At 38.3% G+C, this 15,227-nt stretch carries 12 protein-coding genes and 2 tRNA genes; 6 read left to right on the top strand and 8 right to left on the bottom strand.

The annotated features are described in order from the left end of the window. Positions 1 to 139: 139 nt before the first annotated feature. The 7 genes from C9914_RS09750 to C9914_RS09720 all read right to left on the bottom strand — a co-directional run bounded on the left by C9914_RS09750 (position 140) and on the right by C9914_RS09720 (position 9,075). On the bottom strand, positions 140 to 796 hold the full coding sequence (locus C9914_RS09750) for a hypothetical protein (protein WP_022263611.1): 657 nt from the start codon (positions 794 to 796) through the stop codon (positions 140 to 142). Positions 797 to 810: 14 nt separating this feature from the next. Then, positions 811 to 2,811 (bottom strand): NAD-dependent DNA ligase LigA, encoded by a 2,001-nt coding sequence (ligA, locus tag C9914_RS09745; RefSeq protein WP_106765092.1) that lies wholly within the window; start codon positions 2,809 to 2,811, stop codon positions 811 to 813. 387 nt (positions 2,812 to 3,198) lie between these two features. Continuing rightward, positions 3,199 to 3,275 (bottom strand) — tRNA-Arg (locus C9914_RS09740). A gap of 99 nt (positions 3,276 to 3,374) precedes the next feature. Next, a complete protein-coding gene (locus tag C9914_RS09735) occupies positions 3,375 to 6,071 on the bottom strand; it encodes a transglutaminase domain-containing protein (protein WP_106765090.1) in 2,697 nt (898 codons plus the stop codon). Between the two features lie 25 nt (positions 6,072 to 6,096). After that, the gene (locus C9914_RS09730; RefSeq protein ID WP_106765088.1) at positions 6,097 to 7,230 is read right to left on the bottom strand and encodes a DUF58 domain-containing protein; all 1,134 of its coding nucleotides are present in this window, start codon (positions 7,228 to 7,230) and stop codon (positions 6,097 to 6,099) included. Positions 7,231 to 7,242: 12 nt separating this feature from the next. Next, positions 7,243 to 8,175 (bottom strand): AAA family ATPase, encoded by a 933-nt coding sequence (locus C9914_RS09725; RefSeq protein WP_022263607.1) that lies wholly within the window; start codon positions 8,173 to 8,175, stop codon positions 7,243 to 7,245. A gap of 357 nt (positions 8,176 to 8,532) precedes the next feature. Continuing rightward, positions 8,533 to 9,075 (bottom strand): stage V sporulation T C-terminal domain-containing protein, encoded by a 543-nt coding sequence (locus C9914_RS09720; RefSeq protein WP_022263606.1) that lies wholly within the window; start codon positions 9,073 to 9,075, stop codon positions 8,533 to 8,535. A gap of 191 nt (positions 9,076 to 9,266) precedes the next feature. On the opposite strand from C9914_RS09720, the gene C9914_RS09715 reads away from it, so the two are divergent. Both C9914_RS09715 and C9914_RS09710 read left to right on the top strand, forming a co-directional pair. Continuing rightward, positions 9,267 to 9,343 (top strand) — tRNA-Pro (locus tag C9914_RS09715). Positions 9,344 to 9,568: 225 nt separating this feature from the next. Continuing rightward, entirely contained in the window at positions 9,569 to 9,862 is a 294-nt protein-coding gene (locus C9914_RS09710) for a hypothetical protein (RefSeq protein WP_106765086.1), read from the top strand. Here the strand turns inward: C9914_RS09710 and C9914_RS09705 are convergent. Then, positions 9,832 to 10,527 (bottom strand): IS3 family transposase, encoded by a 696-nt coding sequence (locus C9914_RS09705; RefSeq protein ID WP_158707398.1) that lies wholly within the window; start codon positions 10,525 to 10,527, stop codon positions 9,832 to 9,834. The genes C9914_RS09710 and C9914_RS09705 overlap by 31 nt on opposite strands. Positions 10,528 to 11,087: 560 nt before the next feature. On the opposite strand from C9914_RS09705, the gene C9914_RS09700 reads away from it, so the two are divergent. The 4 genes from C9914_RS09700 to C9914_RS09685 all read left to right on the top strand — a co-directional run bounded on the left by C9914_RS09700 (position 11,088) and on the right by C9914_RS09685 (position 15,189). Next, entirely contained in the window at positions 11,088 to 12,749 is a 1,662-nt protein-coding gene (locus C9914_RS09700) for a hypothetical protein (RefSeq protein WP_106765154.1), read from the top strand. After that, positions 12,746 to 13,996, top strand: a complete 1,251-nt coding sequence (locus C9914_RS09695) for a sensor histidine kinase (protein WP_106765082.1) — start codon at positions 12,746 to 12,748, stop codon at positions 13,994 to 13,996. The genes C9914_RS09700 and C9914_RS09695 overlap by 4 nt, the downstream gene beginning before the upstream one ends. Further along, positions 13,993 to 14,622, top strand: a complete 630-nt coding sequence (locus C9914_RS09690) for a response regulator transcription factor (RefSeq protein ID WP_106765080.1) — start codon at positions 13,993 to 13,995, stop codon at positions 14,620 to 14,622. Before C9914_RS09695 ends, C9914_RS09690 begins: the two co-directional genes overlap by 4 nt. A gap of 180 nt (positions 14,623 to 14,802) precedes the next feature. Beyond that, positions 14,803 to 15,189: a response regulator transcription factor gene (locus tag C9914_RS09685; RefSeq protein ID WP_106765078.1), complete on the top strand. Its 387-nt coding sequence runs from the start codon at positions 14,803 to 14,805 to the stop codon at positions 15,187 to 15,189. The last annotated feature ends 38 nt before the right edge of the window (positions 15,190 to 15,227 follow it).

Below are 15,227 nucleotides of genomic sequence, written 5' to 3'. Positions count from 1 at the left end.
TCAAGATATATTTTCAAGGGCTTTCCAAAAAATAAATACTAAGTGAAACCTTTAATTTATCAAACTTGCATTTAATAAATTAAAAAGTCGCTACTCAACAATTATGAGCAGCGACTAAGCTTTTTAATTATATATAATCTTATATATTGTATAGTTCAGCAGGTGTATGCCCGCAGTGCATATTCATTCTTGTATGATTACATAAATCATTACATAATTTTGAAAATTCAGAACGAATACTTGCATTGTCAAAGTCTAAGCCAAATTGAGCTGCTCTTTGGATAGCAAGTGTAAGACTTCCTTTTTCAATTGAAATGATTAGCTGAATATCATCTGCAAGAATATCAGCTTCTTCTTTTTCGAGATTAGGCAGATTTCTAAGAAATGCTCTAAGGCTGATAAATTCAAGAGTTTTTTCAAAATATCCATCATTAGCATATTTCAAGAGTTGTTTTTTATCGGGAATATAATATGGTTTTCCTTTTTGTAACTCAATCATATCAAAATATTCATCGCAGTTACCAAGACAAAGATTTTCGGCAACTAAATTTTTATCAATAGTTTTTATCTTAGGAGGATTAGGGAATAATTCATCTGTTGCGAAGATTGAATAGCATTTAATATCAAGATAAATGCTTTCAACGAATTTTACGAAATCGTCCTCAGAGATAGGCTCATTTTGACTATTGTATATTCTAAGCAGGGTGCGAAGTGGAATTACACCATATAGATTTGCTGCGGCATCAAAATATTGATACAAAAGCTGAGTGGCTTCTTTTGAAAGTGTTTCGCTCATAAAAAATTCTCCTTTTATTCTTGTAATGAACGCATACGCTCAAATTCTTCCTCATCAATTACTGCTACGCCAAGTGATTGAGCTTTTGTCAGCTTACTTCCAGCTTCTTCACCAGCAAGTACAAAGTCGGTTTTTTTAGAAACGCTTGAAGAAGTTTTTCCGCCAAGCTGCTCAATAATAGAGGCTGCCTCTGTACGCTTGTAATTTTTGAGAGTGCCAGTAATAACGAAGGTTTTGCCTTCGAATAATGCGTTAGTTTCGCTTTTTGACTTCTTTTCGGCCTGTGTATTAAGACCAAGAGTCTTAATTTCTTCAATCAGAACCTTAGTTTCAGGTAGTCTGAAATAATCATATACACATTCTGCCATAATACCGCCAAAGCCTTCGATAGCAGAAATCTGTTCAATACTTGCCTCTGCAATAGCATCAAGAGTACCAAATTCATCAGCGAGTAATTTGGCGGCTTTTTGTCCGATATGCCTTATTCCAAGTGCGAAAACAAGCCTATATAAATCATTCGACTTAGATTTTTCTATTGCATTTATAAGGTTATTTGCAGATTTTTCACCCATTCTTTCAAGAGATTGAATCTGTGCGGAATTTATTCTGTATAAATCAAGCGGAGAGGAAATCATTTCATTGTCAACAAGCTGTTCAATAACAGCTGAGCCAAGTCCATCAATATCCATAGCGTCACGAGAAACAAAGTGTATTAAGTGCCTTATGAGCTGTGCCGGACAATCGGTATTTGTGCAACGGAAAGCGGCTTCATCAATTTCACGAGTAACAGGTGAACCGCAGGACGGACATATTTTAGGAAATTCAAAAGGTTCAGAATTTTCTGTGTGAGCGGTAACTTTTACAACCTCAGGAATAATTTCACCAGCTTTTCTAAGAACAACGGTATCCCCAATACGCAAATCTTTTTCTTTTATAAAGTCAATGTTATGCAAGGTTGCTCGGCTTACAGTTGTGCCAGCAAGAGAAACAGGTGAGAATATTCCAGTAGGAGTGAGAACACCAGTTCTGCCGACATTTATTTCAATATCGAGGAGAGTGGTTTCCTTTTCCTCAGGTGGATATTTATAGGCTTCTGCCCATTTCGGAAATTTTGCTGTACTTCCCAGTTCTGTACGCTGTGCAAAGCTGTCAATTTTAATAACTGCACCATCTGTCTGGAAAGGGAGTGACTGACGAACTTCACCTATACGCTCTATTTCATCAATAACCTTTTCTATATCATTGAAATCATTATAGAAAGGCAAAACAGTAAAGCCTAATTCCTTTAAGAAGTTAAGGCTTTCTTTGTGGCTATTGAGAGTTACACCGTCTATTTGCTGAATGTTGAAAACAAAAATATCAAGAGAACGAGCCTTTGTGATTTTAGCGTCTTTTTGGCGGAGAGAACCAGCAGCGGCATTTCTTGGATTTTTGAAAGGCTTTTCGCCATTTTCATCTTGAGCCGTGATTATTTTCATAAAGGTATCGTTTGACATATAAACCTCACCGCGAACCTCAAGGTAGGGAATAGGTTTGTTGAGCTTCATAGGCAGTGATTTTATAGTCATAAGATTTTCTGTAATATCTTCACCAACAGAACCGTCACCACGAGTTGAACCACGCACAAATATTCCGTTTTTGTATTCAGCGGATACGGAAAGTCCATCAATTTTAGGTTCAACAACATAGGTTGGATTTGATATGGTTTCACGAACTCGCTTATCAAAATCTCTTATTTCGCTATGTGAAAAAGAATCGTGCAAACTTTCCATCGGAACATTATGCACAACTGGAGCAAATTTTTCACCTGAAGCATTTCCTCCGACTTTTTGTGTCGGAGAATTTGTTGTAATCAATTCGGGATATTCGGCTTCAATATTTTCAAGTTCACGAAGAAGCTTATCATATTCAAAGTCATCAATTTCAGGAGAATCTTCATTGTAGTATTTTTGATTGTGATAATCTATAAGCCTGCGGAGCTCGTCCGCTCTTAATTCAGCATCATTTTTATTCAAAATATCATACCTTTCTGTTGTTAGAACGGATATAATTCGTTCCTATGATTTGCTGACTAACTTTTAAAAGACGTTTAAAAGTTTAGGTCAAGCCTTTAACATTTCATTTTTCTCAAGAAACGGATTTTATCAGTCTCTTAATACTTTCGATAGTTTTCTATATATGATTATATCCGAAATCCTATTGCAAGGCAAGAAATAATTGTATTTAACAAAGAATACAAACTTTGAATTTTATATAAATTTAGTTTATAATGAATTCAAAAAATGGAATGAGATTCCAAGATGAGGGAGTAGTAGGTGTACATTTTAATAAGTTCTTTTTTTCTTTAACTTCTTTTATAAAATCACAAAAAGCCCGTTACCGAAGTAACGGACTTTTTAGCTTGGCGCGCCAGGAGGGACTCGAACCCCCGACCTTTTGGTTCGTAGCCAAACACTCTATCCAGCTGAGCTACTGGCGCATTTGCGGTTCTTTCCAAACCGCTCATTTATAATAGCACAACTAAAATAAAATGTCAAGCATAAATTTTTAAATTTGCAAAAATTGTAGATAGTCATAATTAAAGTATATCCATATACTTTGCAACAAGTCTTTGAAAGAAATTCAAGCTATTCATAACCGTATCATGAATTTCCTGCGAATATTTCAGGAAAAGCGAAAGTTCTTCAGATGATATAGGTTTGCCACTGAATTTTGCTTTTTCTGCTATTGGATAAATTTCTTTAAAGAAAAGCTCATACCACTTTTTCTTTTCTTGTGGAGTATCTCCCTTTTCTATAAGTTGCTTGATATTATCATATATTGAATTATTTTCATCAATTTGAACTTTATATAGTAAAAGCTGAACTATATATGAATAAATAGCGAGTAAAGCCTTATTTTTATTCTTATCACTAAATATTTTCTTTCGCTTTTTTACCCTTATAAATCTATTTATCCAAAGTGTAGCAAATACTATTGTAGCACACATTGGAATAAACAATATATATACTATCACTGGGGTAGAGCTTGTATTAGATTGAGTGCTTGCAGAAGTTTGTTCAGAAGATGTATCAGATGGTGATGCTTCAGAGTGTTTTTTATTACTGCTTTCTACCATACTTTTCGAGCTTTCAGTACTGCTATCAGAACTATCTTCTATACTGCTTTCACTGCGAAGCGAATCTGAGGGGGTAAAGTCTAATGCTTTCCAGCCTGTTCCTGAGTAATAAACTTCTACCCATGCGTGGGCATCTGAATCGAGCATTTCGATAGAACCGATATTTGTGAGCTTTGCAGTGTTAAATTTAAAGCCCTCTGCGTATCTTGCAGGTATTCCTGCCGCACGAAGTAATAGAACTGCTGATGAGGCAAAATGCCTACAATAACCTTTTTTATTTTTGCTTAAGAAATATTCAACAAAATCTTCTCCATCAGGAGTTTTTCCTGGTGAAAGAGTGTACTTATATTCATTTGAACCTACTAAAAGACTCATAACATCAATTATTGTATTATCCATAGAGCTTGTATTGATATTTTTATCTTTTATAAATTTCTGGAGAAAGCTTTTTGTATTTTCAGGAAGCTGTGTGTAATTTTCATTGACAAACTTATCATAATCTATCAACATATTAAGATAATTAAAATCATTTATATCTATGTTGCCAGAATTATATAATTCAGAAACAAGAGTTCGTGTATCTGCATCTGAGTCTATATATTTATTTCTTGAATAGTATTCGTCAAGATTGATTTTTTCGTTTGTTGTATATACATTTCCGTTTTCATCTATGAAGGTGATTTCACCAGTTTCTCTATCTACTTTTAGTGTTCCATCTTCAACAGCTACTCCATCAAAATAATCATCTAATACATAATAGCTATTAAGCTTATACATTGTTTGCACTAAATCATCAAGAGAAAAATTTAAAAAGCTTGTTGATGAATATGCACTATAAGAATATTTATCAAGACCTCTTTGTTCATTTTTTGCTGTTATATAACCGTCATCAATATATGAAATTTCGTCTTTTGGTTCTATATCAATTAGATTATATGGCGTATAAATAAGTCTTGGATTTCCTCCGTTGCACCATTCTGCTACAACAGAAAATGTAGTTGAATTTTCTGAAATTCCAAATATTTTATTTACATTATCAAAAATTTGCTGTGTACTGTTATTGCCAATAATATTTTTAACTTCTGCTGATTTGTTGTTTGAAAGCAGTCCCCAGCCACTTTTGCTATAAACACTTCCAATATAACTCTTTATATATTCATCATGAGGTATATTTTCTTTTCTCAATTCCGCACCATTGGTAAGAGTAAGCCTTAAAACAGGCTTATTTTTAAAGCTTATATCTCCGACATCATTAAAGTTGATAGAGCTTGTGTCTCCTCCAAATTTTGAATTTAAATATCGTGAGATTTCTGTACTATCAAAGCCGTTTACAAGGCTTAATCTGACAGAATCGAGAAATTCTGAGCGGTGAAATGCTGATTGAGGGAAAATTAATGATATAACAAGCATTATTGATAATAATATCGGTAATGCTACAAATGCAATGGGTTGTGCGGCGGAAGGTGATGAGATGTGATAACCTTTTAGACCTCTTTTGAAGACTTTGTTTCCGCCAATAGTAGGAGAAAGAAACATTGACATTCCATAAAATGCAAATAAAAGTGCTACTGCAAAATATGATGGTGTGAGAGGTACTAATATAGGTGCAATTATAAATGGTAATGTTACAAATGTAGCAAGAAAGAAGTTTCTCCTTTTAATGATTGCCCATGCTTCAAGAAAAATAAATATATACATTAAAAATAACAAAAAGATAGTAGAATCTAATTCATAATTTGCACCCTTAATTAAATCATTCCAACCTCTTGGAAACGATACGCCTGAACCCTTTGAACGAAATGCTTCTAAAATATATTTCACTTCTATAAGAAAGCCACGATATATCGAATCCTGAAATATAAGATAAAATAAAGCTCCAAGTATTGCACTTCCTATAATAAACCATAAGTTTTTCCGTTTCATAAGATAAATTCCTGTAAAAATACAAGAAAAAATAATAAAAAACAAAACAATTACAGGCAGTGCTATTGGAATTGCAAATGATGAATAAAGGCAACCAAGTGATGAGCCTACACCTAACATCAAAAAGAGCAAATAAAATATTGCTGTTTGAAGTAAATTAGGTTCTGAAGCAGAAAGTTTTAATTCTTCCAAAACGATTGGATTTTGTCCTTTTTTTAAAATTGTATTTTTCATAATTTATAAAAACTCACCTTTTATGCTATGCGTTTAAGACATATAATTGCAGGGGAAGATTTTGAAGCTCTTTAAGATGCTGATTTTGCATATCACATATCTCATAAACAGTTGTTGAAACAGAATTTGAAAGCTCATATAGAGCGGTTATCGAATTTTTATCAAGCTTAGAACCAATATATATAACAGAGGAATATTTGCCAAAATCCTCTGAAATATTGTAATTATATATAAGCCCAAAATTACAGCTTGAACTTTCCAGCATAACTGCAAAAAAGCTTTGAATATCGAAATCATTTTCGGAATATTCATTTATATGTTTATTATTTGCGTCAAACCATTTGATAGCAGGCTTTATCTCATTATCTTTAAAATTTTGAAGTATCTCATATAAAAGTTCAAGTGTTGCTTCAGAAAGCCTTATACTATCTGAAAAATCCACAAGAATTAAGATTTTGCTGGCTATTGGTTCTCCAAAGTCTTTTATAATAATAGAATCGTGCTTTTCAGAAAGCCATCTATGAATTCTTCTTATTCTATCACCCTCACGATATTCTCTTATATCAAAAATTTCTGATGGGTCATCACCAGAAACACGCTTTGAGTATTCAAGGCTTTCGTCTTCTATTCCGCTCTTAATTTTGTGTTCTATTGCATTTTTTCTAAATTCTGGCATTATAGCCACTTTACAGGACATAGACTTAATATCTGTTTTTTTCTTTATAGAAAATAACATTAAAAAATCATATATTTTAACCTCATCTATTTTACATAAAAGAGAACCACAGCTTTTTGAGCTGAAAAACATATCTATACTTTGTGGAAAATATGTAGGCGAGATATAAATATAATCTTTACTTTCTTCGCCTGTAAATGTATTTGTTGTTTTAAGCCTTATAGCGATTTTCCCCGAAAGAAATCGATGCTTTGTATAACTTCTGAGGCGAATTATAGCTTTTTCGTTTTTAAAATAAGCTTCTTTAGCAGGCAAAATACTCAAAACAATTTGTTTTCTTAAAAAGAACATAATTATAAAGGATATAATAGGCATACATAAAACTAATAACAAAAAAAATACTGCAAGATAACCATCAAAAAAGATTAAAAATATTATTGCAGCAAAAAGCAGTAAAAAATACATAATTCGATTAAAGAGCATAATTTGCCACCTTTATGAAAGTCTTGGGGCTGAAACCCTTTTTAATACATCTTCAAGAGCTGTATGTGCTGATGCACCACTCACACCTGCACGAGAGTTTATCAAAATTCTATGTTCAAAAACATCAAAGAATACATTCTGAACATCTTCTGGCACAACATATTCTCTTCTTGAAACCCATGCTGCTGCTCTGCTCATTCTTGCAAGGGCTATTGATGCTCTTGGGCTTGCTCCCATTTTTATCATAGGACTATTTCGTGTAGCGGCTGCAAGTCTTGCAATATATTCATAAACTTCGTCAGAAATATAAATATTTTCAACAGACTTTTGCATTTCGATAATATCATTTTTATCTGCAACTTTTCCTACATTATCAAGTGGATTTTGTCCCTGCTTTTGTTTAAGAATACGAACCTCGTCATTTATACTTGGATAACCAATAGAAATCTTTATAATAAACCTATCCATCTGAGATTCAGGCAAGAGCTGTGTTCCAGTGGAACCAATGGGATTTTGAGTTGCTATAACTGTATAAGGTCTTGGTATAATATGTGTTGTTCCATCAACAGTAATACTGCCCTCCTCCATAGCTTCAAGCAAAGCACTTTGCGTTTTAGAACTTGTACGATTGATTTCATCTGCAAGAAAAAGATTGCACAATGCCGCACCAGGTCGGTATTCTGTTTTTCCTGTTTCTCTATTTATAACGGTATAACCAACAACATCACCTGGAAGAATTTCAGGTGTAAATTGTAGACGCTTGTATGATAAATCGAGTGCCTTTGAAAAAGCTAAAACCATGGTAGTTTTACCAACGCCTGGGCAATCTTCAAGTAGAATATGACCTTGTGCCAGAATAGCCATAAGAATTTTTGCGATTATTTCGTCTTTTCCTACAACAGCTTTGCGAACTTCATTTATAATGGCAACTGCTTTGTTATACATCTAAATCATTCCTATCTTATTAATTTTAAATTTATTATATTTTTTAAATTATAGATTTTATGGACTGATTATAACATTTTATAATATGATTCTTCAAGCATATTATAAACTTTTCTATGGTAAATTTACATAAAGTATAAATATAAAGAAAAAGCAAAAAGCGAGATCTTTCGATCTCGCTAAATGCAAAAAGGGAGGGATAATGAAAAACAAAAATATGGAATCTTTCAATTTTATTAAGTTCTATTATTTTTGAACTGATTATAATATAACACATATTTTTATTTTTTTCAATACTTTTTCTTAATTTTTTTAAAAACTTTTATAAAATATGCAATATTAGCTATGCTTTATATTCTATTCTTCCATTTGTTTTCCTAAAAAAGCAGCTGCAGCTTGTGTGAGTTTAATTTCTGTTTCATTTGGCGCTTGAATTTCTTCTCCTTGCAGCATAACAACTGAACCAGTCACATCTCCAGAAGATATAATCGGATATATAACTAAAGCTGTTCTTTCTATACCCTCTATTGGCATAAGCTCACCGATACTATCAGATTTAGCAAAGTAATTTTTTCTCATTTCCATAAGTTCTTCTATAATAGGAGAAATTCTTCTTTCAAGATATTCCTTTTTAGAAACTCCTGCGACCGCAATAATATGGTCTCTATCACTTATTATCATAGGTTTTCCTGAAATTTTAGAAATAACCTCTGCATATTGAGATGCAAAATCAGAAAGTTCTCCGATTGGTGAATATTTTTTGAAAATAACTTCTCCGTTAGTATCTGTATAAATTTCGAGTGGGTCGCCCTCTCTTATTCTCAATGTTCTTCTTATTTCCTTAGGTATTACCACACGCCCAAGGTCATCTATTCTTCTCACAATTCCTGTTGCTTTCATATAATTAACCTCCGAGTACTTTTATATTTTAGTAAGTTTTGTGAACTTATTAGTTATTATTCACCATAGTTTTTTGACTATTCACATTTATTAGCAAAAAAGCCTTGTTTTTGGAGGTTTATGATTTAAGTATCATTAAAAAATACTTGCAAAACATTTTTTGCTATGATATAATAATCGTCGTGATATTTCCGGGTGTGGCGCAGTTTGGTAGCGCGCTTGAATGGGGTTCAAGAGGCCGCTGGTTCGACTCCAGTCACTCGGACCATAATGTGGAGACAAAAAAGATGTCTCCTGCGAAAAGCTCGATTATATCGGGCTTTTTTGCTACCCAAACGGCGATTTTTCTCTGTACCAAAACACAGATGTAAAATCGCCGTTTTCCCTTTGTGGATAGACTTGAACTCCCGAAAAGTAAATATCAGATACACAGGCAGATAGAAAGCAAAAATCTATCTGCCTTTTTTATTACCCTAAAAAGGAGAAATCAAATATGCTACAGAAAGAATTAGCCAAACGGCTCAAGGCTCGGTATGACACCAAGATGGACGGAAGCGGATGGTTAGAAGTATCCTCGGACGGCATCCCCCTCTGCCGGATAAAATACAACGGTCAATTTCTAAGCAACGCCGACCAAAACCTCTTGGATGAATACCGCAGTAAAATTGCATATATTCAGGATGAGATTTCTACAGTGCGGGAATATGTCGGCCTGTACGAACACGCACCGCAGATGAAAGCTGCCGATGTCTCCGATTACAGACAGCTTGCCGTGGGAGTATCATAAGGACAGCCAGCCTTACTCATACTTTGTGTTATATTATTCTCTTTGCAAAAATTTACAAATTCCCATGAAGTAAACTGTACCCCCTGGTCTGAATGCAAAATCACTTTAGGGTAGTTTTCCTTTTCAAGGGCTGTTTTCAGAGTGCTTATTGCCAAATCAGTGTTGATATAATCACTGTTTAACGAAGCGACAGCGGACCTGTCATACAAATTAATAATTGAACAGTTGTATCTGAATTTTCCATTTGGCTGGCGCATATATGTGAAGTCTGTGCACCATACTTTGTTCTTGCAGTCGACAGTAAAATTCTGATTTAAGAGATTGTCAAAGATTTTATTCTTTTTGCCAGTCTTGTAACCTAGCTTAGAATGCATAATTACTGCACAAAGATTCAATTCCTTGTTCATATATTTATGCATTGTGGTATTGCTTAACTCATAGCCATATCGTTTGATAAAAATGCGTATAGCCCTATAGCCTATAACACGATTGTTGTTGTAATAAACATACTTTATAAGCTCAAAGATATGTGCTAAGCGTTCACGATATTTTCGCTTTGCATCCTTTTTGTAGTTGTAATAACAATTAGGACTAATGCCAAACTTCTGGCATAGCCATCTTAAACCAAATATATTTTTATTGTCATCGATGAATCGATATACCACTAATCGATTTCCTTCGCGAAGAATGCCGCCGCTTTTTTAAGAAAGCAATCTCTTTATCTTTTTCATTAAGAAGCTGATTTAATCTTCTGATTTCCTTTGCTTCATTAGATTCTGCGGTTGTGCTGGTGGTATAGAGGCATTCTTCCTTGTATTCGTTAACCCATTTGCTAACGGAGCTTTTGGCAACATTAAATTCAACAGCAATTTGCGGTATTTATTTGTCGCCTGCCATATAGGCTTTAACTACTTCTTTTTTGAAGTCTTCGGTGTAATGTACTGACATAGTAACGTCCTCCTTGTTTGAGTAATATTATAATATATTACTCGAACAAGGTGTTACAAATTTATTATATCACAACACAGAGTATAAGATGGAATCGGTTCGACTTGTGCAGGTCAAAGACCGACCTTTTTTCTCTGTTGTGGGGTAAAAAGTGTGGCTTTTGTGCAAAGCCTCGTAAGAAGCAGTTGAGAAATAGACGGATTTATGCTATAATCTAATCTGAAAAGTTATACCCAAGGGTAAGCAAAAACGAATGAAGGCGAAATGGGGCCTGTTTATGACCAAGCAGAAAAAGAATACTATCATAACAAGCGGCATCGCTGTACTTGCCGTGATACTGGCATATTGCTTCCGAATTGTGGGCAGGGGCAGTTTCTACCCGATGCTGTTCTCCTATCTGCGCAGCTTTATCTATATCGGTCTGTTCGCCGCCTGGGGGCTTTCTGTCCGCCAGCGGATCGTGCAAAAGCAGGTGTGCAGGTTTATGACGGTCACCGCAGTACTGCTCATCATATGGATGGTAGTCCGTTCGGCAAAGTATTTTATATTTTGGCAGCCGGACGCCGTCCGTTACCTGTGGTATCTGTTCTATCTGCCCATGCTGTTTGTGCCTATGCTGGCACTGCTGATTGCTATGTCATTGGGAAAGCCGGACGAATACAAATTCCCCAAGGGAATGTCGGTTCTGTGGATCATCTCCGGCGCATTGCTTCTGCTCGTGCTCACAAATGACCTGCACCAATTCGTATTTACCTTTCCGAAGGACGCCGCCGTGTGGACGGACAAAAACAACGGCTACTCGGTAGGTTACTTCATTATTGTGGGCTGGCAGGTGCTGTGTGCCTTTGCCGCACTCGTAATTATGTTTTTCAAATGCCGCGTGCAAAAAGGAAGGCTCCACTTTCTTCCCATTGTTCCTATGCTGCTGGCGATTGTTTACAGTGTACTTTACTATGCGGGTGCGGATTGGCTGCTCCACTTGTTCGGCGATATTGCCGCATTCCAAAGTGTGATGTATATTCTGACCTTTGAGTTTTGCATCGCCTGTGGATATATACATTCAAACAGCCGTTATGTGGACTTGTTTGCCTCCTCTGTCGGCACATCGGCAGAGATCACCGACAAGGACTTTACCGTTCGGTATGCAGCTGTAAACACTGCGCCTATCGCAAAGGAAACGATGAAAAAAGCCGAGCAAAGCCCGGTCACGATGGGCGGCTTGACCGTTCACACCATGCCCATTGACGGCGGCTATGCCGTATGGACAGAGGATGTGTCGGCTCTGCGTGACATTAAGGAGGACTCCGAGCTTCTTGCAGACGAGCTGGCCGACAGGAACGAAATACTCCATTATGAATACAAGCGTGAAGCCAAGCGCCGCAAGGTGGAGGAACAAAACCGCCTGTATGATCTCCTGCGTTCCGCTACGCAGACGCAGATCGACCGCATTGCGGAGCTCACTAAGGAATACCGCCGAATCTCAAGCACCGATCCCGACAGTGCCAAAACGCTCCTTGCCGAGATTGCCGTGCTGTGCAGCTATATTAAACGCCGCAAGCATCTGACGCTCCTTACCGACCGAGATATTAAAATAGCGGCAACGGAACTCCACCGTGCTTTCAATGAGTCCCTCCAAACGCTGAAGCTGTTGGGCGTCCGCAGCTCACTCTATGTGGACGAGTCTCTTTCCATGCTCTCCGGCAAAATGGCGACCGCTGTATTTGATTTTTATGAATCGGTTATTGAAGCCGACATTTTGAATTTAACAGGCATACAAGTAAGCCTCATAAAGGCAGACGGCTTGCGTTTGTCCCTGAATGTGTGCTGCAAAGCCGACCTTTCCGCTTTGGTAAGCGGAGACGGTATCCGCTGTGAAAAAGAGGATGACGAGGAATACCAGCGCCTTGTATTTGAAGCGAAAGAAGGTGACAGGAAATGAGTGCATTTTCTTCCCTTTCTGAATTTTGGCAGACTATGCTGCCGTTTATCATGCTTGTGGAGATCGTCCTTGAAATCGGGCTGTTTATGTATCAGCTTCTTCGCAGCAATAAGCCGGTGCGCAGCCTGCTGAGTCTGGCGGTTATGGCGGTGATGATCCCGCTGCTGTTCTCCGTTTCCCAGGCAGATCCCGATAATATCGGGGACGCATTTCTGCTGGGCGCACCGTGGCTGATATTTGCCACTGCCATTTTCCTTGCGGCAGTTCACTTTGCCATTGCTCTGCCGCGGGAATACCGCCGCAAAAAGAACGAGCTCTCGCCGTTCTCCATTAAGGAAGCAACCGATAAACTGCCTATGGGCATCTGCTTTGCCGACCCGAACGGCAGGATCATCCTGCGCAACAACCGTATGCGCAGGCTCTCCTTTGCCCTTTGCGGCCACGAGCTGCAAATCAAAAGCGATATGGAAAATGCCCTGAGCGTGCCGGACAGATCCGTAACCGTCAAGGATGATTGCTACATCCTGCCCGACAAGACCGTCTGGCAGTTTCGCACACAAAATATCACCGTGGACAGCGATGACCGCTGGCAGCAGATAACGGCGCACAATGTAACCGAGCTGTATAACGGCTACCAAAAGCAAGAGAAAATAAATGAAGAACTGGCAGAAGTCAATCGAAAGCTCAGGAAGATGTACGCTCGCATGGAGGACGATGTCAAAGAAAAGGAAAGCCTTGACCTAAAGGTCTATATTCATGACACCATCGGGCGAAGCCTCCTGACCATCCGTGACATCATAGACAGCGGAGAGGATACCGAGCGAAAGCTTGAGGCGCTGCAAAATGCCATCGGTATGCTGGCAAGCAACCGTGTCACCTCTGTCAGCACAATGGACGAGGTAAAAAGAACCGCACAGCAGCTTGGCGTGGCTGTAAAAATCGATGGCTACCTGCCTCGTGATACCGCAGCCGAGGAGCTGACCGTTGCTGCCGCCAAGGAGTGCGTGACCAACTGCATCAAGCACGCAGACGGGAATGAGGTATATATCCGCATTGCCCAGCGCGGCGAACGCTATGATGTTACCATAACCAACAACGGCAAAATACCCACAGAGCCGATAAAGGAAGGCAGCGGCCTGTCAACGCTTCGCCGCAGTATTGAAAGCTCCGGCGGTGAAATGCATATTTCGCACAATCCACGCTTTGCTCTTCTGATTACGATTCCCGCAAAGGAGATCAGCCTATGATAAACACCATACTTGTAGAGGATGATTTATACATCCAAAAGCACTTTGTCGATCGTCTTGCGGCAGACGGCGAGTTTCATCTTGTCGGCGTTTTCCGTGACGCCTTTGAAGCGGAAAAGCACTGCGACGCCACCGTAAAGCTCGTCCTTATGGATGTGCAGACGCAGCATAAGCACTCCGGTCTTGCCGCCGCAGAGCGCATCAAAAAGGCTTTTCCGCAAATCAAAATCGTTGTGGCTACCTCGCTTGTCGATCCCGAAGTTTTGCAAAGAGCCAAAATAGGTGCTGCCGACAGCCTGTGGTATAAGGACCACGGCACAGAGGAGCTGATGAGTGTGGTAAAGCGCACCCTGGCAGGGGAAAAGGTCTTCCCCGATATCGCTCCGGCCGTTGAAATGGAGGGAACGATGTCCGATGCCTTCTCGCACCGGCAGTTATACATCTTACGCCTTTATATAAAGGGCTTTACCTATCAGGAAATTGCCGATAAGCTGGGCATTTCCAAAAACGGCGTTCGCTGGAACCTGGACGATATGGTGGAAAAGGGCGGCTTTGAAAGCAGAGAAGCACTGGTTGCAACCGCCATTGAAAACAAACTCATGGTAACCACCTTAAAAGACGAATAAGCAAAACTGAACCCCTTGGCTGTACGGTCAAGGGGTTTTTCGCGCCCAAAAGGCAAAAATTTTTTGGAAAAATCGAGATTTTTCTTCTGTTACTGGCACAAGTGCCAGTGACAAACGCCAAAAAAATCCGTACAATAGATACTGTAAGATTAGGATTGTGCTTTTAGAAGGTGGTGATGAATGATGAAAAAAATCGTTCTGGACATTCAGAGCGATATCCATGCGCACACCATGGAGCGAATGCTGATGCAAAAATTGGACGATTGCCAAGTTGTGATTTCTGAGTCGCCGGACGCAACCGCCGAGTGGTGCAAAACGCATCGACCAGATGTGCTTTTAATGGAGGTCAAGGCGTATTCGCCCTGGATGTTCAAAGAACGAATGGCAATCCGTGACAAGGTAAAACGGAACACGGAAAACTGCCGGGTCATTCTCTTTGTGGATGACGATACAGACGGAGAGTTGACCGAAAAGGTACGGCAGGCAAAGCGCGAGGGTCTGATAGACGCTTTTCTCTTCGGTTCGGTATCCGAAAACTATTTTGCTTCGGTCATCGACAGTGTTTAAATCAGGCAACACAAAACGCATAAAAATCTTCAAAATAA

It is taken from the genome of Pseudoruminococcus massiliensis (assembly GCF_900291955.1).
GTDB lineage: Bacteria > Bacillota > Clostridia > Oscillospirales > Acutalibacteraceae > Pseudoruminococcus > Pseudoruminococcus massiliensis.
The sequence above is the reverse complement of the archived record's forward strand: the minus strand, read 5'-3'. Positions and strand labels throughout refer to the sequence as shown.

What these genes read in the sequence shown, in the direction of transcription:
- C9914_RS09750 (WP_022263611.1), bottom strand. Translation starts at nt 796, where the DNA reads ATGAGCGAAACACTTTCAAAAGAAGCCACTCAGCTTTTGTATCAATAT.
- C9914_RS09735 (WP_106765090.1), bottom strand. Translation starts at nt 6,071, where the DNA reads ATGAAAAATACAATTTTAAAAAAAGGACAAAATCCAATCGTTTTGGAA.
- C9914_RS09730 (WP_106765088.1), bottom strand. Translation starts at nt 7,230, where the DNA reads ATGCTCTTTAATCGAATTATGTATTTTTTACTGCTTTTTGCTGCAATA.
- C9914_RS09725 (WP_022263607.1), bottom strand. Translation starts at nt 8,175, where the DNA reads ATGTATAACAAAGCAGTTGCCATTATAAATGAAGTTCGCAAAGCTGTT.
- C9914_RS09720 (WP_022263606.1), bottom strand. Translation starts at nt 9,075, where the DNA reads ATGAAAGCAACAGGAATTGTGAGAAGAATAGATGACCTTGGGCGTGTG.
- C9914_RS09710 (WP_106765086.1), top strand. Translation starts at nt 9,569, where the DNA reads ATGCTACAGAAAGAATTAGCCAAACGGCTCAAGGCTCGGTATGACACC.
- C9914_RS09700 (WP_106765154.1), top strand. Translation starts at nt 11,088, where the DNA reads ATGACCAAGCAGAAAAAGAATACTATCATAACAAGCGGCATCGCTGTA.
- C9914_RS09695 (WP_106765082.1), top strand. Translation starts at nt 12,746, where the DNA reads ATGAGTGCATTTTCTTCCCTTTCTGAATTTTGGCAGACTATGCTGCCG.
- C9914_RS09690 (WP_106765080.1), top strand. Translation starts at nt 13,993, where the DNA reads ATGATAAACACCATACTTGTAGAGGATGATTTATACATCCAAAAGCAC.
- C9914_RS09685 (WP_106765078.1), top strand. Translation starts at nt 14,803, where the DNA reads ATGATGAAAAAAATCGTTCTGGACATTCAGAGCGATATCCATGCGCAC.